The organism is Ruegeria arenilitoris, from assembly GCF_013035425.1.
In the GTDB taxonomy this organism is placed as follows: domain Bacteria; phylum Pseudomonadota; class Alphaproteobacteria; order Rhodobacterales; family Rhodobacteraceae; genus Ruegeria; species Ruegeria arenilitoris_A.
Window position 1 is genome coordinate 47,647 of sequence record NZ_WQHX01000007.1, and the last position, 25,902, is coordinate 73,548.

Annotated in this window: 24 protein-coding genes; 14 read left to right on the forward strand and 10 right to left on the reverse strand. The window is 52.3% G+C overall.

Annotated elements, in window-relative coordinates:
* Positions 1-8: 8 nt before the first annotated feature.
* The 6 genes from metA to guaA form a co-directional block, all read right to left on the reverse strand.
* Complete coding sequence (gene metA / locus GOV45_RS17655) at positions 9-926, reverse strand: homoserine O-acetyltransferase MetA (protein ID WP_170480227.1); 918 nt, start codon at positions 924-926, stop codon at positions 9-11.
* A 44-nt stretch (positions 927-970) separates the two neighbouring features.
* Positions 971-1,837, reverse strand: coding sequence for an ATPase (locus tag GOV45_RS17660; RefSeq protein WP_170480228.1), 867 nt, complete (start codon positions 1,835-1,837; stop codon positions 971-973).
* A gap of 49 nt (positions 1,838-1,886) precedes the next feature.
* On the reverse strand, positions 1,887-2,783 hold the full coding sequence (locus tag GOV45_RS17665; protein WP_170480664.1) for a DMT family transporter: 897 nt from the start codon (positions 2,781-2,783) through the stop codon (positions 1,887-1,889).
* Between the two features lie 103 nt (positions 2,784-2,886).
* Positions 2,887-4,104 (reverse strand): OmpP1/FadL family transporter, encoded by a 1,218-nt coding sequence (locus GOV45_RS17670; protein ID WP_170480230.1) that lies wholly within the window; start codon positions 4,102-4,104, stop codon positions 2,887-2,889.
* 119 nt (positions 4,105-4,223) lie between these two features.
* Complete coding sequence (locus GOV45_RS17675; RefSeq protein ID WP_170480232.1) at positions 4,224-5,126, reverse strand: DMT family transporter; 903 nt, start codon at positions 5,124-5,126, stop codon at positions 4,224-4,226.
* A 94-nt stretch (positions 5,127-5,220) separates the two neighbouring features.
* Positions 5,221-6,780, reverse strand: a complete 1,560-nt coding sequence (guaA, locus tag GOV45_RS17680) for a glutamine-hydrolyzing GMP synthase (protein ID WP_170480234.1) — start codon at positions 6,778-6,780, stop codon at positions 5,221-5,223.
* Positions 6,781-6,873: 93 nt separating this feature from the next.
* Between guaA and GOV45_RS17685 the strand changes: the two genes are divergently transcribed.
* Complete coding sequence (locus GOV45_RS17685; RefSeq protein WP_170480237.1) at positions 6,874-7,332, forward strand: GNAT family N-acetyltransferase; 459 nt, start codon at positions 6,874-6,876, stop codon at positions 7,330-7,332.
* Between the two features lie 116 nt (positions 7,333-7,448).
* Complete coding sequence (locus tag GOV45_RS17690) at positions 7,449-8,993, forward strand: trimethylamine methyltransferase family protein (RefSeq protein ID WP_170480239.1); 1,545 nt, start codon at positions 7,449-7,451, stop codon at positions 8,991-8,993.
* On the opposite strand, the gene GOV45_RS17695 is transcribed toward GOV45_RS17690, so the two are convergent.
* Positions 8,994-9,386 (reverse strand): DUF6477 family protein, encoded by a 393-nt coding sequence (locus GOV45_RS17695; RefSeq protein WP_367648693.1) that lies wholly within the window; start codon positions 9,384-9,386, stop codon positions 8,994-8,996.
* A gap of 145 nt (positions 9,387-9,531) precedes the next feature.
* On the opposite strand from GOV45_RS17695, the gene GOV45_RS17700 reads away from it, so the two are divergent.
* From GOV45_RS17700 to GOV45_RS17715, 4 genes are all read left to right on the forward strand, one after another.
* Positions 9,532-10,638 (forward strand): DUF6456 domain-containing protein, encoded by a 1,107-nt coding sequence (locus GOV45_RS17700; RefSeq protein WP_170480241.1) that lies wholly within the window; start codon positions 9,532-9,534, stop codon positions 10,636-10,638.
* A 60-nt stretch (positions 10,639-10,698) separates the two neighbouring features.
* A complete protein-coding gene (locus GOV45_RS17705; protein WP_170480244.1) occupies positions 10,699-11,622 on the forward strand; it encodes a hydrogen peroxide-inducible genes activator in 924 nt (307 codons plus the stop codon).
* A 456-nt stretch (positions 11,623-12,078) separates the two neighbouring features.
* On the forward strand, positions 12,079-13,029 hold the full coding sequence (gene lipA, locus GOV45_RS17710) for a lipoyl synthase (protein WP_170480246.1): 951 nt from the start codon (positions 12,079-12,081) through the stop codon (positions 13,027-13,029).
* Positions 13,026-14,177, forward strand: a complete 1,152-nt coding sequence (locus GOV45_RS17715) for an amidohydrolase (protein ID WP_170480248.1) — start codon at positions 13,026-13,028, stop codon at positions 14,175-14,177. Before lipA ends, GOV45_RS17715 begins: the two co-directional genes overlap by 4 nt.
* 70 nt (positions 14,178-14,247) lie before the next feature.
* Here the strand turns inward: GOV45_RS17715 and hpt are convergent, their stop codons facing one another.
* The gene (gene hpt, locus GOV45_RS17720) at positions 14,248-14,790 is read right to left on the reverse strand and encodes a hypoxanthine phosphoribosyltransferase (protein ID WP_170480250.1); all 543 of its coding nucleotides are present in this window, start codon (positions 14,788-14,790) and stop codon (positions 14,248-14,250) included.
* A 72-nt stretch (positions 14,791-14,862) separates the two neighbouring features.
* Here hpt and GOV45_RS17725 point away from each other — a divergent pair, with 72 nt between their 5' ends.
* Complete coding sequence (locus GOV45_RS17725; RefSeq protein ID WP_170480252.1) at positions 14,863-15,309, forward strand: type II toxin-antitoxin system RatA family toxin; 447 nt, start codon at positions 14,863-14,865, stop codon at positions 15,307-15,309.
* A 38-nt stretch (positions 15,310-15,347) separates the two neighbouring features.
* Positions 15,348-16,643 (forward strand): MmgE/PrpD family protein, encoded by a 1,296-nt coding sequence (locus GOV45_RS17730; protein WP_170480254.1) that lies wholly within the window; start codon positions 15,348-15,350, stop codon positions 16,641-16,643.
* Here the strand turns inward: GOV45_RS17730 and pyrC are convergent.
* A complete protein-coding gene (gene pyrC, locus GOV45_RS17735) occupies positions 16,640-17,677 on the reverse strand; it encodes a dihydroorotase (RefSeq protein WP_170480256.1) in 1,038 nt (345 codons plus the stop codon). The genes GOV45_RS17730 and pyrC overlap by 4 nt on opposite strands.
* Positions 17,678-17,844: 167 nt before the next feature.
* On the opposite strand from pyrC, the gene GOV45_RS17740 reads away from it, so the two are divergent.
* Entirely contained in the window at positions 17,845-18,753 is a 909-nt protein-coding gene (locus GOV45_RS17740) for an AAA family ATPase (RefSeq protein ID WP_170480258.1), read from the forward strand.
* Between the two features lie 5 nt (positions 18,754-18,758).
* Positions 18,759-20,018 (forward strand): vWA domain-containing protein, encoded by a 1,260-nt coding sequence (locus GOV45_RS17745; RefSeq protein ID WP_170480260.1) that lies wholly within the window; start codon positions 18,759-18,761, stop codon positions 20,016-20,018.
* Positions 20,019-20,021: 3 nt separating this feature from the next.
* On the opposite strand, the gene GOV45_RS17750 is transcribed toward GOV45_RS17745, so the two are convergent.
* The gene (locus tag GOV45_RS17750; RefSeq protein WP_170480262.1) at positions 20,022-20,522 is read right to left on the reverse strand and encodes a hypothetical protein; all 501 of its coding nucleotides are present in this window, start codon (positions 20,520-20,522) and stop codon (positions 20,022-20,024) included.
* Positions 20,523-20,848: 326 nt separating this feature from the next.
* Between GOV45_RS17750 and GOV45_RS17755 the strand changes: the two genes are divergently transcribed.
* The 4 genes from GOV45_RS17755 (at position 20,849) to GOV45_RS17770 (ending at position 25,869) form a co-directional block, all read left to right on the forward strand.
* Entirely contained in the window at positions 20,849-21,817 is a 969-nt protein-coding gene (locus GOV45_RS17755; protein ID WP_170480264.1) for an XdhC family protein, read from the forward strand.
* Positions 21,814-22,815 carry a molybdopterin-binding protein gene (locus GOV45_RS17760; protein ID WP_170480266.1) on the forward strand — a complete coding sequence of 334 codons (1,002 nt, stop codon included), beginning with the start codon at positions 21,814-21,816 and terminating at the stop codon, positions 22,813-22,815. Before GOV45_RS17755 ends, GOV45_RS17760 begins: the two co-directional genes overlap by 4 nt.
* 152 nt (positions 22,816-22,967) lie before the next feature.
* A complete protein-coding gene (locus GOV45_RS17765; RefSeq protein ID WP_170480267.1) occupies positions 22,968-23,453 on the forward strand; it encodes a (2Fe-2S)-binding protein in 486 nt (161 codons plus the stop codon).
* Between the two features lie 55 nt (positions 23,454-23,508).
* The gene (locus GOV45_RS17770) at positions 23,509-25,869 is read left to right on the forward strand and encodes a xanthine dehydrogenase family protein molybdopterin-binding subunit (protein WP_170480269.1); all 2,361 of its coding nucleotides are present in this window, start codon (positions 23,509-23,511) and stop codon (positions 25,867-25,869) included.
* The last annotated feature ends 33 nt before the right edge of the window (positions 25,870-25,902 follow it).

A 25,902-nucleotide genomic window follows, 5' to 3' on the forward strand; every position in this document is an offset into this window, starting at 1 on the left:
TCAGAAACTTAGCGACCAATCTTTTCCAAATCAAAAGGTGTGGACTGGTATATTTCGTTGATCCAATTACCGTACAACAAGTGTGCGTGACTGCGCCACCGATTTTGTGGAGTCTGGTGCGGATCGTCATCCGGATAATAGTTAATCGGAACGTTTATTGGCGTACCGTTGGCGATGTCCCGGTCATATTCTTGCTTGAGCGTATCGCTGTCATATTCAAAATGGTTGAAAATATAGAGCGCGCGATGCGCTGTATCCTCAACCAAGCAAGGACCTACCTCGTCGCTTCCCAGAAGGGTTCTTAGACCTTTGGCAGCGTCGATTTCGTCTTGCTTCATTTCCGTCCAACGGCTCACTGGAATCACACAATCATCAGAAAAGCCTCGCAAAAACGGCGAAGCAGGGTCCAGATTGCGGTGCCGAAAGCAGCCAAAGGCTTTGTCGTTCAGCATATGTTTTTTGACATCGTGAAAATGATTAATCATCGCCATGCCGCCCCAACACACGCCAAAGGTCGAGTGAACATTTGACTGCGTCCATTCGAATACTTCGCCCAATTCATTCCAATACGTCACATCTTGAAATTCGAGGTGTTCTATGGGGGCGCCAGTGATGATCAGGCCGTCAAACTTTTGGCTCTTTACGTCCTGAAAAGGTTGATAGAACTCTGCCATGTGTTCGGCTGCAGTGGTCTTTGTCTGGTGTTCAGTCATCCGGATCAAAGACAATTCGATCTGCAAGGGTGTGGCTCCAATTAGACGAGCGAATTGGTTCTCGGTTTGAATTTTTTTGGGCATAAGGTTCAGTAACCCAATGCGAAGTGGGCGAATATCCTGTCGCGCTGCGAGATCCTCGGACATGACCATTACGCCCTCTTTGGTGAGGACATCGAAAGCGGGCAAGTCTGATGGTATCTTTATAGGCATGAGATAACGCTATTTGTGCTCAATACGAAATCTGAAACTTAGGCTCAGGAGTTGATGTTCTCAAGGGTGCGTTCAATCAACTCGTCGAAGTCGCTCCCATCGCGAATTTTGTTCACGTCGTCTGCAGTAACCGTGATGCCCCAGTTTGCAGCCATAGCCTCGTATCTAGGCTGCCGATGAGCCAAAGCTTGTGCATAGGTCCAGCGAATAAACTCATTTGGGTTCACGTTATTATCTCTGAGATCGTATTGCTGAAGGTATTCCGCCCAAACCCGGGCTAAGAACTCGGCCTGATAAGACATTGGTTTTGGCGCCTTGTCGAACCGTTTGATTAACTCAGCGGTGTGTGCCTCGTCGCCCTGAATCCAAATCATCAATGTGTGTCGCGAAAGTTCGGATAAAATTTGGTCATTCGGGTCGTTTGGATCCACCCATTCGCAAATCGAACCACCGGTATCGCAAATGAAATTTGGGTATTGATACAGTCGCTTCGCGCGATCGATGAAGTATTCAGTATCCAGCAAAGCGTGTATTTCAGCCAGACGGAATTGTTCTTGCCGCCGACGATACTCGTCGATTTCGAGGCCACCAAGATCGGGATTGCCAGGTTTTCCCAGATATGTCGACACCGGGGTCAGATTGTTGAATGAAATGTTGGATCCAATAAAAATGGAGTCTGACAAAAGCAGTTCCCGTAGAAACGGGACCTTCATCGCCTCGGCCTTGGCGTTGTCAGTTATATATTCTCCCATGTAGCGGGTTCCGATACGGTAGTCGATCGAGTAGTGAAACCAATCACCTTCATCCCTTAGGATGTTTGAAACATAAGTTTTTCCCAATCCGGACATGCCGAAAAACAGCACTTTCTTTCGCGCTGCATCACGCCATTCCCTCGCTGAGTTGTAAATCATGTGTCGTCATCCGTTGTTTAGACCTAGCTAAATCGGGCAGGGGATGGCGTCAATCTCGTCTGCCGGATCGGTTCAAAATTAACAAGCCAACGGCCAGTACCGCGAAACCAATATAGGCGCTTGTCGGCATGCGTTCATCGCGAACAATGGCGCCAAGTATTATTGCTATTGGCGGGATGATAAGCGTCACAAGCATCAGGTTTCCGCTGCCTGCCATCGCAAGGACGCGATAATATAAAAGATACGCACCAGCCGTCGCCACTATAGAATAGTAGGCAATTGCTGCCCATGTTTGCCACGGCAAAATCATCGAGGGCATTCCATCCACGGCCAATGTAATCGGAAACATGATCAGAGCAGAGGCTGTCAACATCCCCGCCGCCGCAACTTGCGGTTCCAGATGGCCAAGGTTTAGGCGTGCCCAGACGGAGGCCAATGCATAACAGAGTGTTCCGGCGAGAATAGCGAACTGCCCTAGGTTGTTGGCACTCAGTGAATCAAAGTTTCGCAAGCCTACAGCGATCGAGACACCAAAAAAGCCAATACTTATTCCGATAATACGGGATTTACTTAAACGCTCGTCAGAAAAGAACAAAGCAGCCAGCAACACGCCAAAGATCGCTGTGGCAGCGTTCAGGATCGAGGTCAAACCGGTTTCGACGTACAGTTGTCCCCACGACATAAGCGAAAATGGCAAGACATTGTTTAAAAGTCCCATGACGAAAAATGCCCCCCACAAGCGCGGGTCGCGAGGGACGGGCAGGCGCTTGAACACAATATACGCCCACAAAACCAAGGTTGCCCAAAATACCCGATGAAACACTGAAGTCATCACTGGGATCGTGTCCAACGCAATACGAATTGCTAGAAACGAAGCGCCCCAAATCAAACCTAGGAGAGCTAGTTCTGACCACGCGCGTGGCGAAAGGGACTTTTGATTGGTCATAACCTTGTTTGACACGCTAGAACCGATCAAGCGATCCGTTTCTTGCGGCAAAATTCAAGCCCCGCCGATCCGGCGAGGCTTACAAACCTTTCAGGGCTTCAGATTAATTCAAGGCATAGGTTACTTGCAGTCCGACACTCCACGCGCTGTTGCCTTCGAAAGTAGCCCGGTTGCCGGGGCCTGTGCCGTTTGCAGTTGCATCTCCAATATCTGTGTAGCGAACGCCACCCGAGATTTTTGCATTTTCGATGGAGTATGTGCCACCCAAACCGATGCTCCAGAACCCATCAGTCGGACCGAGGTTCGAAACCGAGTTCCCCTGAGACGACTCGTATCCAAGAGTTACCGCACCCGAGAATTCATTGGTAAACTGATAACCCAGTCCCAGAGAGTAGGTCCAAGTAGCATCTTCGTAATCTACCAAATTAATTCCGGTCAGACTTGTGTAAACTGGCGGCGCATAGACAGTCTGCGGCCAGTCAACCCACCGAATAGAGCCGAAAAGCAGAGTCTTTGGAGCAACGCCAGTCTGGAAGTCCAAATTTACCGACTGCGGTGTCACGACCTCTGAAGAAGTGTCCGCACTGACCCTGCTGGCTGCAGGACCAAGCGGAGTAAGGCCAATTACGTCTCGCGCTTCGGTTTGAGACAGATCATGGGTAATCTTCGAGTTATACGTCAAGGCGACCCGCGCCGCGATTTCAGGTTTCTCCCAAGCAACTCCAAGAACGTAGCCGAAATCAATTTCCGCGTCGGTTTCAGTTCGATATCCGCCTTGGGGGGGCGTAACACCTGCGCCGGCAATGGGTACAGAAACACTTGCCTTCAAGCGCTGTGCTCGGACACCACCGATAACGCTGAAGCCACCGTCAAATTTGTATCTTAACAAGGCTGTTATTGCGTCGGTATCAGCTTCTGCCCGTAGGACATCGGTTGTCGCTCCTGGAATTCCAACCAAACCCAAAACATTCTGAGATAAGGGGTAGTCTGACGAATAGTCGATATCCGCGCCAAATGGCTGGTCGTAGATCAGAGCAAAATCCAGTTCTTCGGTCAGGGCAGTTTTATACGCCAAATGCGGCGACCAAAAACTATTGGACACGTTGCCAGAGTCGATCGTTTGACCAAATGTTGGGCTGGCTGGGATCAGATCTTGCATCGATCCAGATACGTCTGGTTTGGTGTAGCCTAGACGAAGCTGCACAGCTGAACCTTCCTCAAAAAGGATGTTCACACCCTGACCGCTTCGATCAAGACCGCCGGCCTGTACAGTGGTCGCGCCAACACATACCGCGCACGCTTGAAACAGCGTCTTCTTCATTATTCTCTCCCTTGCACTGTCTGCTCGCCTACGATGTGCACCTTTTTGCGCACACCCGGCTTTGTTACCGGGATGTTACTTTCTTAAACCCTAATTAGTCGTCAACTGATGACCGAACGTTACTTTGTTGGAGTACCACTCCGAACTGTTGCCGTTTGGCTACGATTTTCGGAGTGAACATTCAAAAAGATGCCTGCGAATATGACCATGGCCCCTAAAAGCGTCCAATAGTCCAAAGGTTCCCTATATAGAATCATCCCTACGATCGCGATCGTAGGCAGGCGGGCAAAATCAAACGGCACAACGACCGTCGCAGGGGCAATCGCGAGAGCATTTGTGATGCAATAATGTGCAAGCAAACCGGCCAGGCCAACTAAAAGCAAAAATGGCGCAGTACCAGCGTTGGGCATGGTGATCTGACCATCAATTCCAGCCGCCAATAACCCCAGTCCGGCTTGCATCACCGTCAGCCAGAACATGATGCACCCTATACTTGCGAAACGGGTTAAATACTTCGTGGAAATAGTTGTAAAGGAAAAGAAAATAGCAGACATCGCCGCAGCGATCATACCAACATTCATGGGTACAGCACCGGGGCGCGTAACAATCAGAATCCCGGTAAACCCGATGAGTGCGGAGATCACTCGCAGTGTTGTCAGCCTCTCTTTCAACAGAAGTGGAGAAAGAAGAATGACCCAAATCGGTTGCGTGAACTCCAGCGCAAATACCTGCGCCAATGGGACTACGCTCACTGCGTAAAACCAAAGGTTCTGACCGGTGAAGTGCACTACGTTTCGAATGCCATGCAGCCCAATTCGATGGGTCGAAACCTGGTGCCATTTACGGGTCAATGTCAGGATTGCCGCCACCACGCAGATGCCAACAAGGCTGCGGTAGAACATTATTTCAAACGTATCATGAGTAGTGCTCAACTCGCGACCTGCAACGGCCATCGACGAGAAGGAAGCGATGGCGCCCGTCATCCATAGGGCAGCCTTACCGACCTGCACCTTTTCGTTCATAAAGCTTCTCGCGAACTTAGTTCTTTAACAATCGGAAACTATTAAGGTTTCTCCCGAGCGTCAAATAACTCGCGAAGGTAAATTTCCAAATACTTTACTCCCATTCAATTGTGCCGGGAGGTTTAGAAGTAATGTCATACGTGCAACGATTGATGCCCTTAACTTCATTGATGATGCGAGTTGCAGTCTCGCCAAGAAATTCATGGCTAAAAGGATAATAATCGGCGGTCATCCCATCAACTGACGTTACGGCACGAAGCGCGCACGCGTAATCGTATGTCCGTCCATCACCCATTACCCCAACGGTTCGCACGGGCAGAATCGCCACAAAAGCTTGCCAGATATCGTCATATAGCCCGTGTTTGCGAATCTGCTCGATAAAAACAGCGTCCGCTTCACGAAGGATATCCAATTTTTCGCGCGTAATCTCACCGGGGCAACGGATCGCAAGGCCCGGACCCGGAAAAGGGTGACGACCGATAAAGCTGGGCGGCAATCCCAACTCACGCCCCAAAGCCCTCACTTCGTCCTTGAATAGTTCGCGAAGAGGTTCGACCAACTTCAGACCCATTTTTTCTGGAAGGCCCCCGACATTATGGTGCGACTTGATCGTAACCGAAGGCCCGCCAGAGAATGATACCGACTCAATCACATCAGGATAAAGCGTGCCTTGGGCGAGGAACTCAGCACCTTCTATGGTATCTGCATGTTTCTGAAATACGTCGATAAATAGCTTGCCGATGATTTTACGTTTGGTTTCTGGGTCGCTTTGGCCGTCCAGCTCACCAAGGAAAAGCTCACTTTCATCGGCGTGGATCAGTTGAATGTTATAATTGTCCCGAAACATTCCGACGACCTCGGCAGCTTCGTTTTTCCGCAGCAAACCGTGATCAACGAAAACACAGGTCAACTGATCCCCGATAGCTTCGTGAATCAATATGGCTGCGACGGAACTGTCGACGCCGCCGGACAGGCCGCAAATGACCTTTTTATCTCCGACCTGCTGGCGGATCTTGTCGATCATCTGTTCACGATACGCGCCCATCGTCCAGTCGCCAGTAAACCCCGCCAGCTTTACAAAGTTCTCGTAAAGCTTTGCGCCTTTTGGTGTGTGGTGAACTTCGGGGTGGAACTGCACCGCGTAAAAATGCCTGTCGGTGTCGGCAGTTATCGCGAAGGGAGCATTCGGTGATGTGCCAAAAACTTGGAACCCCGGCGCGATTTCGCTGACATGATCGCCGTGACTCATCCAGACCTGTTCATCACCGTCCGCAAACCAGCCGGTTAGAATATCCAGCTTACCTTTTGGGGTGACAAAAGCCCGACCGAATTCGGCGGTTCCATGGCCACTTTCGACGCTGCCGCCCAATTGGTGCATCATCACTTGTTGGCCATAGCAAATTCCCAAAATTGGAACGCCAAAGTCAAAAATTTCTTCTGGAACTCTTGGAGAACCCGCCCGGGTGACGCTGTCGGGCCCTCCCGAAAAGATAATCGCACGAGGCGCCATTTCACGTACGAATTCCATCGTGACGTTTTGGTAAGGGTGAATCTCGCAATAAACGTTCAGTTCGCGCAGACGACGAGCGATCAACTGCGTTACCTGGCTGCCGAAGTCGATGATCAGAAGGCGGTCATGAGTGTCTTGGGTCATGCTTGGCTATTAGGTCGCATACCTTGCTTGTGCAAGCGCAATGACGTCAAATGCCTTGCACCCTTGGTTTGGCAACGACAGGAGAACGAAAAAATGGCCGCTATCGAGTACCGGGCAGCTGTTCCTTCCGATTCTGGCGCTATACGTCTTTGCGTTGCCCGTGCCTACGCATCAGCGCTTGGCGCCATAGCCGATTTGCCGGACGTGACCAGCGGAATCGAGCAAGACATCACCAAGCACAACGTGACTGTCGCGGAAGTGGACGAACAAATCCTTGGGGTAATTATCTTCGATGAAGTTTCTGACGCCATAATGATATTCAACCTTGCCGTTGCTCCCGAGGGGCAGGGCCGTGGTATAGCGCGTCGCCTATTGGAAGTTGCTGAAACTACAGCACGCGATTGTAGTTTTTCATTGCTGAGACTTCGTACGCACAAGCTTATGCGAGACACGAGATCGATATACCGTCACCTTGGCTGGTTCGAAGTCGCCCAAACAGAGAATTCGGTACTGCTGGAAAAACCAGTTGCAAGGTTAGTTGCTGAGCAGTGATTTGCTGGGTCCTTACATGTCGCTTTTTCCCCGATTACGCCGTTATGAACCTTCGGCGTCGTGCAGTGATCTTGTAACAAACCAGGCAACAGTTACCAAATAGACGGGATAATCTCATGGCAGAGGCAAACACCCGCCGCAGGGCGAGAGGGGGCGGAGGCGCGGCCCGTCGAGCTGAACGGACCGCGGTTGTCATCGAAACCGCTAAGTACATTGAGCGCAACATACCCAATTTTGAAGTCCTCAACGATGAAGCGCTGGAAATAATCGAAAACAACGCGGAAACCGTACTAGAGGAAATCGGGGTAAATTTTGTTGACAACCCCGCCGCGTTGGATCGTTGGAGCGAGGCGGGTGCGGACATAGACGGCGAACGAGTCCGTATTCCGCGCGGGTTGGCGCGTCAGTTGACAAAGACAGCGCCTTCGCAATTCACTCAGCATGCCCGAAATCCAGAAAAATCTGTGGTGATCGGTGGGCGAAATTTGGTTCTTGCCCCGGTTTATGGGCCTCCGTTTGTGCGGGATGCGCAAGGTGGGCGGCGTTACGCGACCATGGACGATTTCAACAAGTTCGTGAAACTGGCCTACATGTCGAAATGGCTGCACCACTCCGGGGGGACAGTATGTGAGCCGACGGATGTGCCCGTGAACAAGCGCCATTTGGATATGCTGATGGCTCATATGACTTTGTCCGACAAACCCTTCATGGGATCAGTTACAGAGCCGAGCCGCGCGCAAGATTCGGTGGACATGTGCGAAATTCTGTTTGGAAAGGATTTTGTGCAGGAAAACACCGTGATGACGTCTCTTATTAACATCAATTCGCCAATGACTTTTGACGATGTGATGATGGGCGCGCTGGAGGTTTATGCCAAAAACAATCAGGCGTGCATCGTCTCTCCGTTTATTGTCGGAGGTGCAATGGCACCGGTTTCTGTGGCGGGAACCCTGACACAAGTTCTGGCCGAAGTTTTGGCAGGTGTTGCGTATAGTCAGCTTATCCGACCCGGAGCCCCGGTAATTTTTGGCGCTTTCGTTTCTTCAATCGACATGAACTCCGGTGCTCCGACATTCGGCACTCCGGAAGCGTCACTTGTGACATATGGGGCCGGCCAATTGGCAAGGCGGTTGGGCTTGCCGTATCGCTCTGCGGGTTCGTTCTGTGGGTCGAAATTGCCTGACGCGCAGGCTGCATATGAGACAGCTAACTCGTTGAATATGGGGCTGATGGCGGGCGTGAATTTTATGTTGCATTCTTGCGGTTGGCTGGAAGGCGGTTTGGTAGCTGACTTTGAAAAATTCGTGATGGACGCGGATCAACTGGGTGTGCTGCACGGTTTGGCTAAAGGCGTTGCCTATGACGAAAACGCACTGGGTCTGGATGCCATTCGCGAGGTAGGCCCGGGTGGTCACTATCTCGGCTGCGCCCACACGCAAGCCAACTTCCGCGATGCTTTCTGGAAATCCGAACTGCTGGACTACAAGCCGTTTGAAACCTGGGAAGAAGAAGGCAGCCGCGACACCCGCGTTTTGGCCTCGGCGCGTGTCGAGCATTTGTTAGCGAACTACAAACAACCGCAGCTTGATCCGGACATCAATTCCGCTTTGCAAGACTATGTGGCCGAAAAAAAGGCATCAATGCCGGATGCCTTTACCTAACTACTCAAGGCGATAGGCGCGGCTTGCTTGAAATAGTCGCGCCTCTCCAACTATTGCGATCATCAGATCTAAATGACGAACCAGTGAATAAGCTGAGTCATCCTCAAGGCGTTGTGCATTAACGTCACGCTCCAATTCCATAAGACGCATCAAAGCTGCCCCTGATCCAGGTAAGCTGCCGTAACCAAGAATGCGCTGCAGGTGCCGCTCACGCACGTATTCCTGAGCGCCCTCTTTTGCCGCTCGAGCCAGCAGGCGAGGGCGGCGGAGTGTCGAGATCGTTGTCATCAAGTCCTGCACTGTGTGTTCCTTTGCATTTGAGGTTGCACGGTGTTTGTACACAACCTGAGCAAGTGTTGCCTTGGACCCCGTCACGCCGGACGATGGTTTCACGAGTGTTTATCTTTTTAATTGAATTCTATCGTTCCCCGTCTGCGGTTAACGAACAAGTAACAAAAACGTACATATTTATAATTGGTTAACCATGAATCCAGCGGCGAGCAGTGGCAGTTTGTTAAATCGACAAAGGCTTAAATCTATGGAAAACACTCTGGCTTTCACCGTTCCAGCGTGGGTCCCTGAAGGGGCTCAACGTTATCTCGATCACACTGAGTCCGGCCGATCCATTCGTGATATTGCGCGGTCGGCAGGGTGCCATGCCTCGACCATTCTCAGGCAAATTCGTCGTATAGAAATGCGCCGGGATGATCCGCTGGTTGATGCAGCATTGCAATCGTTGGCTCGGACGCACTTTCCGCACGTTGATGGGGGTGACCAAATGGCCGGAAACGCTACGCGTCAAGCGGACTTTGAAGCTCCAGGAGATGATGAGTTTGAGCGAGAAGTGCTGCGAGTGCTGCGCAGGTTATGCGAGACGGGAGCGGTGCTTGCCGTGGCAGAGGACATGGACAAGGCGGTCGTCGTGCGCGATGGAGGCTTCAGAAGTGCGACTAAAACCACGGTTGTCGACTGCAAAATCGCCCAAGCAATGGCCCTTAAAGATTGGATTTCATGCGATAAACCGGGGCGAATTTCGCGCTACAGAATCTCCACGTCAGGCCGCGCTGCGCTTAGCCACCTTATTGCCAAAACTGAAAACACAGCCCGAACCCGAAATGAATACGGAATGGGCGAGGCTCAATCTGCTTTCCAGCCATGTGCAGTGGATGAAAAAGATCGGATTAGTGAACGGACGCGACGAATACGCTACAACGCCGCCGAAAGTCCGTTGATGGCATTGTCACGCAGACGCGATCGGAATGGCAAACCATTTCTTGATGAAACGTTAGTTGCTGCCGGAGAACGTCTGCGCGAGGATTTCGAGCTTTCGCAGATCGGACCGCAGGTGGCCCAAAATTGGGACCGATATTTAACTGGAGGCGGGCGAGGCGGCTTCCAGCCTGACACTTTTTCCGGGCAAGGCGCATCTGCCGCGCGAGACCGGGTGGTTCGGGCCCTGTCGGATCTTGGGCCTGGCCTAAGTGACGTGGCTTTGCGCTGTCGCTGCTATTTGGAAGGGTTGGAACTTGCCGAAAAGCGAATGGGTTGGTCAGCACGGTCTGGCAAAATTGTCCTACGTATCGCACTACAGCGACTTAAGCGACACTACGATGATCAAGCCGAACGGGACCGTCTAATCGGATAAAATCCCGCCTCAAAAATAAGGCCTTCTTGCGAAAATGCCGAAAATTGATAGTCAGAGGTTATGAATTTTACTCTTAGGCAGTTGCTATATTTCCAAGCCGTCGCTGAACAGCGAAACTTTGGCAGAGCGGCGCAAGTCTGTAATGTTTCGCAACCGGCTTTATCTGTTCAGATCAAAGCACTGGAGGAGGCAATGGGCGGTTCTCTGTTGGAGCGGCAGGCCCGCGACATCCTGCTTACCCCTCTAGGCCGAGATGTCCTTGAACGGGTACGTTCAATTCTTGAGGCGGCGGACCATTTGGAAAAGTTTGCTCATGATCACTCGGGCGGACACCGTTCTTTGTCGCTGGGTATAATACCGACGGTAGCCCCCTATTTGCTTCCGGGTGTACTGGCGGGGCTACGCGCGGGTGATGTCTCGTTGCGGGTGCAAATTCGAGAGGCCAGAACCGATGGATTAATATCAATGTTGCGTAACGGCGAGATTGACGCGGCTGTTCTGGCTCTGCCGTCAGGCGGCGTTGATTTGTACGAACAACCACTGTTCGAGGATCGGTTCCTATTGGCAGGCAGCGGCGAACGCGTACGCCGACTTGGCGTCAACCCAGACGCTGTACGACCGGTCGATCTCAAAGCTGCGCAGTTGATGTTACTTGAAGACGGTCATTGTTTGACCGATCAGGCGTTAGAGGTTTGCGGGCAGGATCGATCCAGCGGTCAAATCAATATGGGCGCGTCATCACTCGCGACTTTATCACGGTTGGTAGCAGAGGGATTCGGGCTTACGCTGATGCCCGAGCTGGCGGCGCGATCTGAGACGGAAGCGGTTCCGGGCCTGCAACTACTCAGATTTGGATCTCCACAACCATCCAGAACAATTGGATTGGTCCGGCGCAACTCGACCGCCTCGGAAGAATGGTTTGATGGGCTGTCCCACGTGGTGCAGCAGGTCGGTGAGAGGATTGTGAAGAACACACGTATATAGTTTCACGCCACACCCTCAATTATCACGCTGGAAATCCTTTGCATTGATCGCGTTCAACGCTTGTTCTGTTCCGTTCTTCTCCGGAATACGTCTATACGCTGAAACCATGATTGCGTAATTGGAAATTCACAGAAACTATTGACGCCAAAAATCTGATTTTATTGGTTAACCTAATTTTGAGTGTGCTTCATTGTGATGTTTCATTTTCCGTTAGAGATAAAAGGTTTTTCCGACTGATCCAGCCAGGTGTGCGTGTCGAAAACAAATTCCTGGTGAATGCGCCGCGGCAGTGCGATGATAGTCGTGACTGTATTAAAGATTTCGAATGTGCATTCAGCGACTTAAGTTCCGAATCCACGCCCAAATTCGCATAGCGGATATGCTCTGATGGTCTAGAGGCAGTTCGCAAACTATGTTAGGCAATGGAAAATTCACAAATAGCCAGGAATTACGTCAGTGCGTGATCTGAAAATACCCGAGCAAAGACATCCTGAAAAAGCCCATCGGCCTGACAACGCGCAGCCGAAAAAGCCAAAGTGGATTCGCGTGAAGGCCCCGGGTGGCAAGGGATACGCGGACACTCACAAGATCATGCGTGAAAATAATCTGGTAACTGTTTGTGAGGAGGCCGGATGCCCGAATGTTGGTGAGTGTTGGAGCCAAGGGCACGCTACCATGATGATCATGGGTGAGATTTGCACCCGAGGATGCACGTTTTGCAACATCGCTACCGGGCGCCCCGATGAACTTGACGTTTTCGAGCCCGGTCGCGTAGCTCACGCCGTTGAAAAGTTGGGCCTAAACCACGTTGTGATTACGTCTGTCGATCGGGATGATCTCGAAGACGGAGGGGCAGATCATTTCGCACAAACTATCCGAGCTGTTCGACACCGTTCGCCAAAAACAACGATCGAGATTTTGACGCCCGATTTCCTCAAATGTGATCCGTCAGTTCTGGAAACTGTGGTTGAGGCGCGACCTGACGTTTTCAATCACAATCTTGAAACTGTTCCCGGCCTTTATCCGCAAGTGCGTCCGGGCGCCCGGTATTTTCATTCTCTACGCCTTTTGCAACGTGTGAAAGAGATGGACCAATCGATTTTCACTAAATCAGGCATTATGGTCGGATTGGGCGAAGATGAACAACAGGTCCGTCAGGTTATGGATGACATGCGTGCAGCCGACATCGATTTTCTTACCATCGGTCAGTATTTGCAGCCGACCCCAAAACACCACCGTGTCGATCGCTTTGTCACACCCGAAGAATTCGCCGCATACGAAAAAGCAGCCTTTGGTAAAGGTTTTCTGATGGTTTCTGCGACGCCTTTGACCCGCTCCTCATATCATGCAGGAGATGATTTTGCCCGGCTACGAAAAGCACGTGAGCAAAAGTTGACAAAAGGGTGACACCTGAGGATCAGGCATGGTTGACGCAAATCCGCCACGAGCTTCACAAGCGCCCGGAAATATCTGGGGAAGAACAAGAAACCGCGGCTGCAATCGTAGAAGTTTTAGCCGCCTGTTCCCCGGATAGAGTATTGACTGACATAGGTGGCCATGGTGTCGCCGCCGTATATGAAAGCGGAAAAAAGGGCCCGATTGTAGCAATCCGGTGCGAGCTTGACGGGCTGCCGATTCAAGAGACCGCAGACTTAACCTATGTGTCCGAATATACCGGCAGAGGGCATCTGTGCGGTCACGATGGTCACATGGCCATGGTTTTGGGTGTGGCCAAGGCGCTGTCTAACTCTCGACTGGAAACCGGATCGGTCGTTTTAATCTTTCAGCCCGCAGAGGAAACAGGAAAAGGCGCAGTTGCTTTTCGTCATGATCCGAAATTTGCAGAAATCACTCCGGACTATGTATTCTCGCTCCACAATTTGCCGGGGCTTGACCTAGGGCAAGTTGAGTTATGTCCGGGTCCAGCAAATTGCGCGTCGCGCGGAATGCGAATAGTTTTGGTCGGCAAAACCTCTCACGCAGCTGCGCCACATGACGGCAAATCTCCCGCGCAGGCATTATCTCGGTTAATGTTTGAACTTGAAAAAATGGGGCAGGACGGCCCTGTGGATGAAGCCTTTGCTTTAACCACTGTAACGCACGCCAATCTGGGCGCAGCCACATTTGGTGTGTCCCCGGGTCATGCTGAGCTGTGGGTGACATTACGTACAGTGACGGATGTCAGAATGGCGGAATTGATTGGGGCAGCCGAAAGCATGGTTCGTTCTTTGGCGGAAGCTGAAGGTCTGTCTGTAACCATTGAATACGATGATATTTTCGAAGCTTGCAGCAATGATTCCGAAGCTGTTCGAGTTGTTTCGGACGCATGTGCAGCAATGGGTCTATCTGTTCTAACATCGTCAAATCCACAGCGATTTTCCGAAGATTTCGGACAATTTGCCAAAGGTGCGAAAACGGCGATGTTTTGGCTCGGAGCAGGCGAGCACCATCCGCAATTACACAACCCTGACTATGATTTTCCAGATGCCTTGATTCCGGTCGGAACCGGCGTTTTTCTGGCCGCAATAAACCGTCTTTTGGGTTTTGATTCCTGATGTCGACTGTTAGCTTCGGGCCCAAATACACGTTCTTTGCGTCTGGTGCATGACTGTGTGTTAGTTCCCTTTAGTCGCCAATAAAGCGTACTTTACCGATAAAAGGCAAATTCCTGTTTCTTTGTGCGTAGTCGATTCCGTAACCCACCACAAATTCATCCGGAATCTCAAATCCGATCCAATCGGATCGGAAATCCACTTCTCGGCGGCTTGGTTTGTCCAGTAAGGCAATGGACTTTAATCGCTTGGGTGATCGGCTATTCAACAGTTGCGTGACATGGTTTAGCGTATGGCCTGTGTCGACGATGTCCTCGACAACCAGAACGTCACGACCTTCAATAGCACCTCGCAAGTCTTTGAGAATACGAACTTCTCTACTACTTTCCATCGCGTCTCCGTATGAGGACGCTTCGAGAAAATCCACCTCGATTGGTAAATCGAGTTCTCGCACCAAGTCTGCGATGAATACAAAACTGCCACGCAGCAGGCCGACAACAATCAGCTTGTCGGTATCACCGAATTCTGCCGTGATTTCCCTACAAAGCTCCTCTATCCTGGCGGCGATCGCTTTGGCCGAGATCATCTCATCTATCACATACGCGCGGTCGCTCATCAGTGCCCCCTTGATCTTTGGCGCGCAACATACGACATGACGCGCCATTGTCACCTGCTAATACCGAAAGCCATGCCGACCCATTCCGAAACGCGAACTCTGCCATACACTGCCCAGCAAATGTACGAATTGGTGGGTGATGTGTCGCGATACCCAGAGTTTTTACCATGGTGCGCAGCTGCGCGTATCAGGCGAACTTATTCCATAGGTGAGGGTATGGTGATGGAGGCGGACCTGGTGATCTCTTTTAAAGTGTTTCGAGAGCGCTTTGGCAGCCGAGTCACGCTTTATGATTGGAAAAAAAAGATCGATACCGAATATTTGGACGGTCCTTTCAAATACATGCGGTCAGACTGGCAATTCGAGGATGCGCCAGAGGGTGGGTGCAATGTTTCATTCCATGTAGATTTTGAGTTTAAGAACGCGGTGTTGCAGGGCATTATTGGTGTAGTATTCAATGAAGCGATGCACCGTATCGTAAGAGCCTTTGAACAACGGGCTGCCGAACTTTATGGCTGAGGCTTTACCCACCCAATACGGACGCTAGACTGTTTTTCATGACGGTTTTGACCAACGCTCTTGCTAATTTTGCGGCCGGACCTGTATCGACTACGGCTCAGGCGCGCATTGTGACTTCTCTTTCAGCATTGGATTGGCTGGCCGTGGGTCGTGCGGGTGCAGATGAGCCCGTCTCGCAAATCGTTCGCAATATGGTACTGGCCGAAGGCGGGGCAGAGCAGGCCAAGCTATTCGGAGGCGGCGCGGCTCCTTTGCGTGCGGCCTCTTTAGTCAACGGAACAGTTTCCCATGCTTTAGACTATGACGATACCCATTTTGCCCATATCGGCCACCCATCCGTGGCTGTTTTTCCGGCAGCACTCGCAGTCGCCCAGGCCTTAGACAAGCCGATAGTCGATCTGCTTGAAGCGGCTTTGGTTGGGATGGAAACATCGATACGCATTGGTCTTTGGCTTGGACGAGGGCACTATCAGGCTGGCTTTCATCAGACCGCGACATCGGGGGCATTCGGGGCAGCGGTGGCCTCAGGTCGTTTGATGGCTTTCGATATGGAGCAGATGAAAAAGGTTTTGGGTCTGACGGCAACTCGTGCCGCTGGACAGAAAACGCAATTTGGAACGATGGGAAAACCTTATAACGCAGGTCTTGCATCGTCCAACGGGGTTGAGGCGGCTTTGCTTATCCAAAGCGGCTTCGAAACCAATCCTGATGCGGTCGAAGCAACCAATGGGTTCGGAGCGACTCACCTTGGGGCGGATGATAAAGCAAGCGCTCTGGAGGGTCTTGGTGAGGAATGGCTGTTCGAAAATGTCAGCCACAAATTTCACGCCTGCTGCCACGGCTTACACGCGGCCCTTGAAGCAGCGCGAGAGTTGGACATTGCTGAACCCGAGGTCGCCGAACTTAAGGTCAAAACTCACCCCAGATGGATGAGTGTGTGCAATCAATTGGCGCCGACAACGGGGCTTGGTGCAAAGTTTTCTTACCGGACGGTTATTGCAATGCAGGCTCTTGGCCATGATACGGCCTTGCCCGAGAGTTTTTCGGATGAAGTTTGCACTGATCCGCGTCTGATATCCCTACGAGACCGAATTTCGGTCGAAGCCGATGAAAATTTGTCTGAAACACAGGCGTTTCTGTCTTTGTTGAGAAGGGACGGAGCGCGGCGCGAGGCAGTTCACGATCTGTTGACTCCTCTTTCATTGTCCGATCGTGAGGACCGAGTGAGGGAAAAAGCGTCAAAGCTAATTGGCGGTGAAACGGTCGACGAAATTTGGTCCATGTTGCGTACCGGTGGGCGCGCGGCAGAGTTGGCCGCGCGATTGGGCGGCTAGGAAACGCGCCAATGCAATGGAAACCCTGGCTCGAATACGGTCACTGGGCCGTCGTCTGTTTCTATCTTCGCCGGATACTCAACTGGGCCGCCTTTGGTAAGGGTGATCGTTTCCTCATTGACAGGTAGACCATAAAAACTGGGCCCGTGGATCGAGGTAAATCCTTCCAGCTTGTCGAGCGCTCCTTTGCTTTCGAACATTTCAGCCAGCAATGACATGGTATTGCTGGCGGTGAAACATCCGGCACATCCGCAAGCCATCTCTTTATTGGCGTCAGTATGTGGCGCACTGTCAGTGCCCAGAAAAAACCGTTCGTCGCCTGAAGTGGCGGCGACCAAAAGTGCTTGACGGTGCTCTTCTCGTTTGGCGACCGGCAAACAGTAGTAGTGCGGCTTTATCCCACCCGCCAGTATATGGTTTCGATTGATAATCAGATGATGCGCGGTGATTGTGGCTCCCAGACCGACTTCACTCGAAACGACATACTCGACGGCGTTCGAGGTAGTAACATGCTCCATCACAACGCGTAATTCCGGCGTGGACATTCGGATCGGGTCCAGTACTCGATCAATGAAAACCGCCTCGCGGTCAAAAATGTCGATCTCGGCATCCGTGACTTCGCCATGCACGCACAACGGCAGGCCAATTTCCGCCATCCTTTCCAGTACCGGTCGGATCTTATCAAAGTCCCGCACACCCGAGGCCGAATTGGTTGTGGCACCTGCGGGATACAGTTTGACTGCTTTGATCAGCCCGCTTTGATGGGCGGCGGCCACATCATTAGGGTCGGTATCCTCGGTCAGATACAGCGTCATCAAAGGCTCAAAGCTCATGTTCTTTGGGAGTGCCTTCATGATCCGGTCTCGGTAAGCTGCGGCCTGATCGCCGCGCACAACCGGTGGCACCAGGTTCGGCATGATGATCGCGCGCGCAAAATGACGAGCGGTTTCGGGCAGGACGGCCTGCAGCATTGCACCATCGCGTAGATGCAAATGCCAGTCGTCGGGGCGTCGGATCGTGAGTGTGTCGGTCATTATATCCCGCTACCACAGCCTTAATCGCTGTAAAAGGCCATAGGGTCGAAGTCTTAATCTATAAAAAGTTTGCCATTGGATCGCAGCGTTGTAACTCCTCCGATGAAGACAGCCTTGACGAGCGGTTTTGGTCGTGACCTGTTGGGCGGAACACAAGTGAGGGCAACATGAAGCATCCAAATTCCATAGATGCCGTGCAGCAAGTTTTAAAAGAACAGGGTTACGTTTGCGGCAGGGCGCTGGCGACGGTCGTTTTCCTTTCGCTGAAATTGGGAAGACCATTGTTTCTGGAAGGTGAAGCCGGTGTCGGCAAAACAGAGATTGCCAAAGCGATTGCCGCGGGGTTGGGACGTCGACTAATTCGACTGCAATGTTACGAAGGGTTGGACGCGTCTTCGGCTGTCTATGAATGGAACTTTCCGGCTCAGATGGTTGCGATTAGGACGGCTGAGGCCGCGGGCGGTGCTGATCGGGGTGCGCTGCAAACCGAGCTTTTTTCGGATGAATACTTGGTAGAACGTCCTTTGCTGCAAGCGATGCGGCCCGACGAACAGGGCGCTCCTGTCTTGCTGATCGACGAACTCGACCGAACAGACGAACCTTTCGAAGCTTTTCTTCTAGAGGCGCTCAGCGATTTTCAGGTTACAATTCCTGAACTGGGAACAGTCAAAGCCCCAGAACCACCGATCGTGATCGTAACGTCGAACCGAACGCGCGAAGTGCATGATGCGTTGAAGCGTCGCTGTCTTTATCACTGGGTCGATTACCCCGACTTTGAACACGAGATTGAAATCCTTCACGCCCGTGCACCAGAGGTTGCAGATGCACTTAGCCGTGAGGTCGTGGCGTTTGTTCAGCGTCTGCGCACCGAGGATTTGTTCAAGAAGCCGGGCGTGGCCGAAACCATCGACTGGGCAAAATGCCTGCTGGCCCTGGACGTGATGAACCTAAGCCCTGAAGTGATTGGTGATACGCTGGGGGCCATACTCAAGTATCAGGACGATATCCAAAAACTACAGGGGTCCGAAGCCAAACGGATTTTGGATGAAGCCAAAGCGACGCTTGAACCTGCCTGATTGTTATGGCTGAACAACTCCCGCTGGACATACCGGACAATCCAAAGCTTGCGCATAATATCACTCATTTTGCGCGGGCGCTGCGCAAGGCTGGGTTGCCGATTGGACCCGGTCGTGTGATCGATGCTATCCGCGCCGTACAGGCAGCGGGTTTTACCAAAAAACAGGATTTTTACTGGACGCTTCATGCCTGCTTCGTCAACCGACCAGAACACCGTACAGTTTTTGCGCAGGTTTTCCGAATGTATTGGCGCGATCCGCGATACATGGAACACATGATGGCGATGATGCTGCCTGCTATTCGCGGTGTGCAGGAGGAACGTAAGGCCGACGCCGGTGAAAAACGCGCGGCCGAGGCGCTGCTGGATGGAGTGGAACGCGACGCACCCGAATCGGTTGATCAACAGGAAGAAGAAACCGAGATCGAGATTGATGCGACACAGACCGCGTCATCTGAGGAACGGCTACGTAATCTTGATTTTGAGCAAATGAGTACGGCCGAAATTGCCCAGACAAAACGGATTTTGGCGCGTATGACATTGCCGGTTAAGCCCATCCAGTCGCGTAGGGGTAAAGCCAGCCATCTTGGACACCGCATTGACCGGGCACGAACGTTACGTGCAGCTATGAGGCAAGGGGGCGAGATGCGAGACATCGCACTGTTACAGCGCAAACCGCGCTGGCCCAACCTTGTGGCGCTTTGCGATATCTCTGGTTCGATGAGTCAATACAGCCGTATTATTCTACACTTCCTGCACACAGTATCGAATGCTAAAGGCGCGGGTTGGGCCAAGGTCTACGCTTTTACGTTTGGCACTCGGCTTACCAACATAACTCGCCATCTTCATCAACGTGACGTCGATGCAGCGCTGGCCGCGGCTGGTGCCGAAGCACAGGATTGGGAAGGAGGAACCCGCATCGGCGATTGCCTTCATCATTTCAATCGCGACTGGTCAAGACGTGTCATGGGGCAGGGGGCGGTGGTTTTACTGATAACCGATGGTTTGGAGCGTGGCGATCCGGACCGCCTTGAAGCAGAGATGGAACGCCTCCATCTGTCATCCCGCCACCTGATATGGCTAAATCCATTATTGCGATGGGACGGGTTCACTCCTAAGGCGCAGGGTATTCTTGCAATGCTGCCGCATGTCGACAGTTTCAGAGCAGGCCATTCAATTGCTTCTCTGGAAGAATTGGCCGCCGTGATCTCGCAACCCGACGACCAGGGACAAAAAGCTCGGCTAATGGCCTCGCTCACCTCATAGTGTTTACGACAGTTGTTCTTCGTTACATTTTCGCGCCATTTCCATGGCTTTGTATGTGCCTGTAAGATCGACTGAAAAGGCAAACTCCTTTTCCGGGAACACGATCATGACCTTTTGTCTGGCAATATCATCGGCGAACTGCGGATCATCGGATAAAACATAGCCGCCAGAGTACCCTTTGGTTATGTTGCCCTTCATTCCGGTGGCTTCGCCGACGTAGATATTTTCACCCAAAAGAATGGCAACAGCTTCTGTCTCACCTCGTTTTATATCAGTCTCTGCCTTGGTGAAAACGCCAACGTAACCTACGCCTCTATCTTCGGTAAGACCCATTTGCACGACGTTTTCAGAATCGTCGACTGCTTCGATCAGGCAGGACTTTTTATCTTGGTCAATAAAGACCTTCCAACCTTCAACCTCGCCATATTTCAGAAATGTGTCTGCTGACACAGCTGAGGCAGCGGTTAGCCCGATTATTGTGGCCATTGAGGTAATGATTTTCAATTTTCTGTCTCCTTTTTTAGAAATTTGGCGGGGACTGCGCTGAAACAAAGATGCTGCGCTTAGTTCAAGCTAAATCTCGTACCATACATAATCAACGCTTTGTGTATTCGTATACTTGTGGCACGAGGATATCCACTCATCCAAAGAATAAAGAATTCTGGCTGTGCAGTCCTGGTAAGGGTAGTTATGCCCGCCATTACCTTGGAAGGTTTGAACAATCCGCGAAGCGATTGTCGACAGAGGGGAAGTGGCGTGCAGTATACACAGACAGCTTTTCATTGCGCTAAACCTCCCTATGTTGGATCGCAATACCGTCGGAGGTTAGGATGGACAGATTCGACAACAGTCCTGAAACAGCACTGAACTGGTACCGTAGTGGCAAAGGTGCTGCGCTAGCGACAGTCGTGCAAACATGGGGTAGCGCGCCAAGGCGTGTTGGATCACAATTGGTAATAGGAGGCGATGGTCAAATTGAAGGATCGGTGTCGGGTGGTTGTGTCGAAGGGGCGGTAATTGTCGAAGCCCTTGACGCTATCGAAGAAGGCGAAGCCCGCCTTTTGGAGTTCGGCGTCAGCGACGAGGACGCCTTTGCCGTCGGTCTTGCTTGTGGTGGAACGATCAGAGTGTTGGTCGAGCCGATCGGCAGGGTTTTCCCCGAAGCAATGCTTGAGGAATTGGTGGCAGCCCGCGCTAATCGGGAAGCGATTGCTTACGAGGTAAATGTCGAAATCGGGCAACGTGCCTTACGTCACAACGCCTACCCGGATCGATTGCGAATGGACCGTTCGGGTTTCGAAGAGGACGGTCAGACGTTTGTCGCAGTCCACAACCCTCCGTTGCGCCTAATCGTTGTCGGGGCGGTTCACATCGCGCAAGCACTTGTTCCCATGGCAAGAATTGCAGGCTATGATCCGGCCATTGTCGATCCAAGGGAAGCTTTCGCCTCTAACGCCCGGTTTCCCGGAGAGAAAATCCTAACGGATTGGCCGGACGAGGCGGTAACACAGCTTGGGCTAGACTCGCGAACTGCAATTGTTTTGCTTTCACATGATCCGAAACTGGATGACCCCGCGCTGCAAGCCGCTTTACAAGCGAACGTTTTTTATATCGGAGCCTTGGGATCCAGCCGTACACACGCCAAGCGCATTGATCGGATGAAACAGGCCGGTTTCACGGATGATCAGATTGCGCAAATTCATGGTCCAATTGGGCTTGATATCGGTGCCGCGGACCCATCTGAAATCGCCGTTGCAATTCTTGCGCAAATGACTGCGGTTCTACGAGGTAAGGCGTGAAGTTCGGACCGATCCCGGTTTCGCGAGCTAGCGGAACGATTCTCGCGCATTCTGTTAAGGTCGGGGATCGAAAGCTCCGCAAAGGTGTTCGGCTGACACCCGAACATATCGCTCAGATGGATCGGGCGGGTTTAACAAATGTCACAGTTGCACGGATGGAACCAGGCGATTGTCACGAGGACGAGGCCGCGCGAACTCTGGCAACTGCGCTTGCTCCTGATCCATCTTTGGCCAATCTAAGATTGACCGAAGCATTCACCGGGCGTGTCAATTTGGTTGCTGAAAGCCCCGGGGTCGCTGTATTGAGTACAGACGCGCTGCATCGGTTCAATCAAGTTAACGCGATGATTACTGTTGCAACGGTACCCCAATATCAGCAGATGAATGCTGGCGGCATGGTGGCAACCATCAAAATCATCTCTTATGCCGTCCCTAAGGCCGATGTTATTTACGCTGCAAATCTTGCTCATGGCGCGATACGGGTTGCGAAACCTGTTTTGCATACTGCAGGTCTTGTCGTAACGGATATTCCAGGCGGCCCGCCCAATGAAAAAGGCATCGCCGCTATCCGAGGCCGGGTGGAAGAGCTAGGGATGGAGTTGTCGGACGTTCGAATCGTTCCCCACCAAACACAGGCGATCTCAAACGCGATTCTGGATACTCACGGCGACCTAGTGATGATTCTGACGGCTTCGGCGACCTCGGACGAAAATGATGTTGCACCCGAGGCGGTTCGCGCTGCGGGTGGAACCGTGGATCGGTTTGGTATGCCAGTAGATCCCGGCAATTTGCTATTTCTTGGGTCCTTGCATGGCCGTGCCGTAATCGGTCTGCCGGGTTGCGCACGCTCGCCTGCATTGAATGGGGCAGATTGGGTTCTGTCCCGAGTAGCTTGCGGGATCGAAACGACAGGCAACGACATTGCCGCCATGGGTGTCGGCGGCCTTCTCAAAGAGATACCAACAAGACCGCAACCCCGCGCCGCAAAAAGCAAGTGACGCAACGGCACTTTTGCCGAATTGCTGTGTTGATCCACTATCTCAGACTCGAGAAAGTTCATCTTGGGAAAACACGCAAATATTTTTGTTCTCAAACAAAAATTCCCGTGTTTAACTCGGGCCAAGGAAAAACACTAAATAGGGAGGATCTCATGACACAGGTCTCAATGACCGTGAACGGTAAGGCCGTTAGCGGTGACGTCGAAGGCCGGACCCTGTTGTCCAGCTTTTTGCGGGAACACCTGTCACTGACCGGTACCCATGTTGGCTGCGACACCGCACAATGCGGGGCTTGCGTCGTACACGTGAACGGAGAAGCCGTTAAGTCGTGCAACATGCTTGCGCTGGAAGCAGACGGATCGGAAGTTGGCACGATCGAAGGTCAGGCAAACCCGGACGGGTCGTTGAACGTGATTCAACAGGCTTTCCAAGATCATCACGGTCTACAATGCGGTTTCTGCACGCCGGGAATGGTAATGAGCGCGGCAGCACTACTGAAGGAAAACCCGCGCCCAACTGAGGCCGAGGTGCGTAAGTACCTTGAAGGAAACCTGTGCCGTTGCACAGGCTATCACAATATCGTCAAAGCGATCATGGCCGCGTCCGGCCAAGACGTCAGCAGCATAGCCGCCGAGTAACGCGGCCAAAAAAGAATTTTCCAGGGAAGTTCTTTTTCAGGGAGGAGAACAAGCAATGCCCAAAGACAGTGGCATCGGAGCCAGTTCCAAGCGGCGCGAAGACGTGCGCTTTCTGACCGGAGCAGGCAATTACACCGACGACATCAACGTGCATGGCCAAGCTTATGTGCATTTTCTAAGATCCGACATCGCGCACGGCAGAATTAAGTCCGTGGACACCTCTGCGGCAGAAAACATGCCCGGAGTTGTGAAAGTTTTTACCGGTAAAGATTTCGAGGGCGTAGGCGGGATGCCCTGCGGGTGGGAAGTGACCGATCGTCATGGCGCTCCTATGCAGGAGCCACCGCATCCAATTCTGGCGCAGGGAAAGGTTCGCCATGTAGGGGATCCGATAGCAGCGGTAGTCGCGGATTCGCTGGAACAGGCACGTGATGCGGCCGAAGCAATTGCTTTGGACATTGAAGAGTTACCCGCGGTTCTTGACATGAAAGCTGCTGCGCAGGACGGCGCCACTCTGGTTCACGATGATCTGAAAAATAACATCTGTTATGACTGGCATCTTGGTGAAGCTGATAATGCAAAGTTAGATGAGGTCTTTGCCAATGCGGCGCATGTGACCACGCTGGATTTGGTCAACAACCGTTTAGTTGCAAACCCGATGGAGCCTCGCGTTGCCGTTGCTGAATACAAGCGCGGTACTGACGAGTACACGTTGTACACCACGTCGCAGAACCCGCACGTTATCCGTTTGCTGATGTGCGCGTTTGTTCTGGGCCTTCCGGAGCACAAGGTTCGCGTCGTCGCACCCGACGTCGGCGGTGGATTTGGCACCAAAATCTTCCACTATGCGGAAGAGGCTTTTTGTACCTTTGCGGCGAAAGCTTGTGGGCGACCCGTCAAGTGGACCGCAAGCCGATCCGAGGCGTTTATGTCTGACGCACAGGGCCGTGATCACGTCAGCAGAATCGAATTGGCGCTTGACGCGGACAACAATTTCGTCGGCTTGCGTACTGACACATATGCCAACTTGGGCGCATATCTTTCGACTTTCTCTAGTTCAGTTCCGACTTGGCTGCACGGTACTTTGATGGCGGGCAACTACAAGACGCCGGTCATTCAGGTGAACGTGAAGGCTATGTTTACCAACACGGTGCCCGTGGATGCCTATCGCGGGGCAGGTCGCCCCGAGGCCACGTTCCAGTTAGAGCGTGTGATCGACAAAGCCGCCCGTGAATTGGGTGTGGATCCGATTGCTCTCAGACGGCAGAACTTTATCACCGAGTTCCCATACGACACTCCCGTGGCGTTGACCTACGACACTGGGAATTACAATGGGACAATGGACAAGCTTGAAGCAGCTGCCGATCTGTCTGGCTTTGCGGCGCGCCGCGCGGAAAGTGAGGCCAATGGCAAACTACGCGGCTTGGGTATAAATTGTTACATCGAGGCGTGTGGAATTGCCCCATCTAACATTGTTGGCATGTTAGGGGCTCGTGCGGGTCTTTATGATGCTGCGACGGTGCGGGTAAACGCCACTGGCTCAATCAGCGTCATGGTCGGCGCACACAGCCATGGCCAGGGCCATGAAACGGCTTTCCCGCAAGTCGTAGCGGACATGATCGGTATCGACGAGTCGATGGTCGAGATCGTGCATGGTGATACTTCCAAAATTCCGTTTGGAATGGGAACGTATGGTTCGCGTTCGCTGGCCGTCTGTGGCTCGGCCATGGTAAAGGCAACAGAAAAAGTGATCGATAAAGCGAAAAAGATCGCTGCGCATCTGTTGGAAGCGTCAGAAGCTGATATCGAATTGAAGGATGGTCAGTTCACTGTTGCTGGCACGGATAAATCCGTGGCGTGGGGCGATGTGACGTTGACGGCTTACGTTCCTCACAACTTCCCTCTGGAAGTGGAGCCTGGGCTGGAAGAGACGGCGTTCTATGATCCAGCCAATTTCACGTTCCCTGCGGGAGCCTACGCTTGTGAGGTCGAAGTCGATCCAGAGACTGGACAGGTCACAATTGAAACTTTCACGGCGGCAGATGACTTTGGCAATATCATCAACCCGATGATTGTGGACGGTCAGGTGCACGGTGGAATTGGTCAGGGAATTGGTCAAGCATTGCTTGAAAATTGTGCCTATGACGAAAATGGCCAACTCCTAAGCGCCTCATTCATGGATTATGCGATGCCGCGTGCGGACGACCTTCCGTTTTATGGTGTGGATCATTCCAGCCAGACTCCGTGTACGCACAATCCGCTAGGCGTGAAAGGCTGCGGAGAGGCTGGCGCAATCGGGTCGCCTCCTGCAGTGGTCAACGCGGTTCTGGACGCTTTAAACTCGGGTGGCAAAACCGTCGATCACATCGACATGCCGGTAAGCCCCTCACGCGTCTGGGCAGCTTTGAACAGCTAAGTTGTTGTGTGGGTGCGAGGGGCAATCCTTCGC

What these genes read in the sequence shown, in the direction of transcription:
- metA (WP_170480227.1), bottom strand. Translation starts at nt 926, where the DNA reads ATGCCTATAAAGATACCATCAGACTTGCCCGCTTTCGATGTCCTCACC.
- GOV45_RS17660 (WP_170480228.1), bottom strand. Translation starts at nt 1,837, where the DNA reads ATGATTTACAACTCAGCGAGGGAATGGCGTGATGCAGCGCGAAAGAAA.
- GOV45_RS17665 (WP_170480664.1), bottom strand. Translation starts at nt 2,783, where the DNA reads ATGACCAATCAAAAGTCCCTTTCGCCACGCGCGTGGTCAGAACTAGCT.
- GOV45_RS17670 (WP_170480230.1), bottom strand. Translation starts at nt 4,104, where the DNA reads ATGAAGAAGACGCTGTTTCAAGCGTGCGCGGTATGTGTTGGCGCGACC.
- GOV45_RS17675 (WP_170480232.1), bottom strand. Translation starts at nt 5,126, where the DNA reads ATGAACGAAAAGGTGCAGGTCGGTAAGGCTGCCCTATGGATGACGGGC.
- guaA (WP_170480234.1), bottom strand. Translation starts at nt 6,780, where the DNA reads ATGACCCAAGACACTCATGACCGCCTTCTGATCATCGACTTCGGCAGC.
- GOV45_RS17685 (WP_170480237.1), top strand. Translation starts at nt 6,874, where the DNA reads ATGGCCGCTATCGAGTACCGGGCAGCTGTTCCTTCCGATTCTGGCGCT.
- GOV45_RS17690 (WP_170480239.1), top strand. Translation starts at nt 7,449, where the DNA reads ATGGCAGAGGCAAACACCCGCCGCAGGGCGAGAGGGGGCGGAGGCGCG.
- GOV45_RS17700 (WP_170480241.1), top strand. Translation starts at nt 9,532, where the DNA reads ATGGAAAACACTCTGGCTTTCACCGTTCCAGCGTGGGTCCCTGAAGGG.
- GOV45_RS17705 (WP_170480244.1), top strand. Translation starts at nt 10,699, where the DNA reads ATGAATTTTACTCTTAGGCAGTTGCTATATTTCCAAGCCGTCGCTGAA.
- hpt (WP_170480250.1), bottom strand. Translation starts at nt 14,790, where the DNA reads ATGAGCGACCGCGCGTATGTGATAGATGAGATGATCTCGGCCAAAGCG.
- GOV45_RS17725 (WP_170480252.1), top strand. Translation starts at nt 14,863, where the DNA reads ATGCCGACCCATTCCGAAACGCGAACTCTGCCATACACTGCCCAGCAA.
- GOV45_RS17730 (WP_170480254.1), top strand. Translation starts at nt 15,348, where the DNA reads ATGACGGTTTTGACCAACGCTCTTGCTAATTTTGCGGCCGGACCTGTA.
- pyrC (WP_170480256.1), bottom strand. Translation starts at nt 17,677, where the DNA reads ATGACCGACACACTCACGATCCGACGCCCCGACGACTGGCATTTGCAT.
- GOV45_RS17740 (WP_170480258.1), top strand. Translation starts at nt 17,845, where the DNA reads ATGAAGCATCCAAATTCCATAGATGCCGTGCAGCAAGTTTTAAAAGAA.
- GOV45_RS17745 (WP_170480260.1), top strand. Translation starts at nt 18,759, where the DNA reads ATGGCTGAACAACTCCCGCTGGACATACCGGACAATCCAAAGCTTGCG.
- GOV45_RS17755 (WP_170480264.1), top strand. Translation starts at nt 20,849, where the DNA reads ATGGACAGATTCGACAACAGTCCTGAAACAGCACTGAACTGGTACCGT.
- GOV45_RS17765 (WP_170480267.1), top strand. Translation starts at nt 22,968, where the DNA reads ATGACACAGGTCTCAATGACCGTGAACGGTAAGGCCGTTAGCGGTGAC.
- GOV45_RS17770 (WP_170480269.1), top strand. Translation starts at nt 23,509, where the DNA reads ATGCCCAAAGACAGTGGCATCGGAGCCAGTTCCAAGCGGCGCGAAGAC.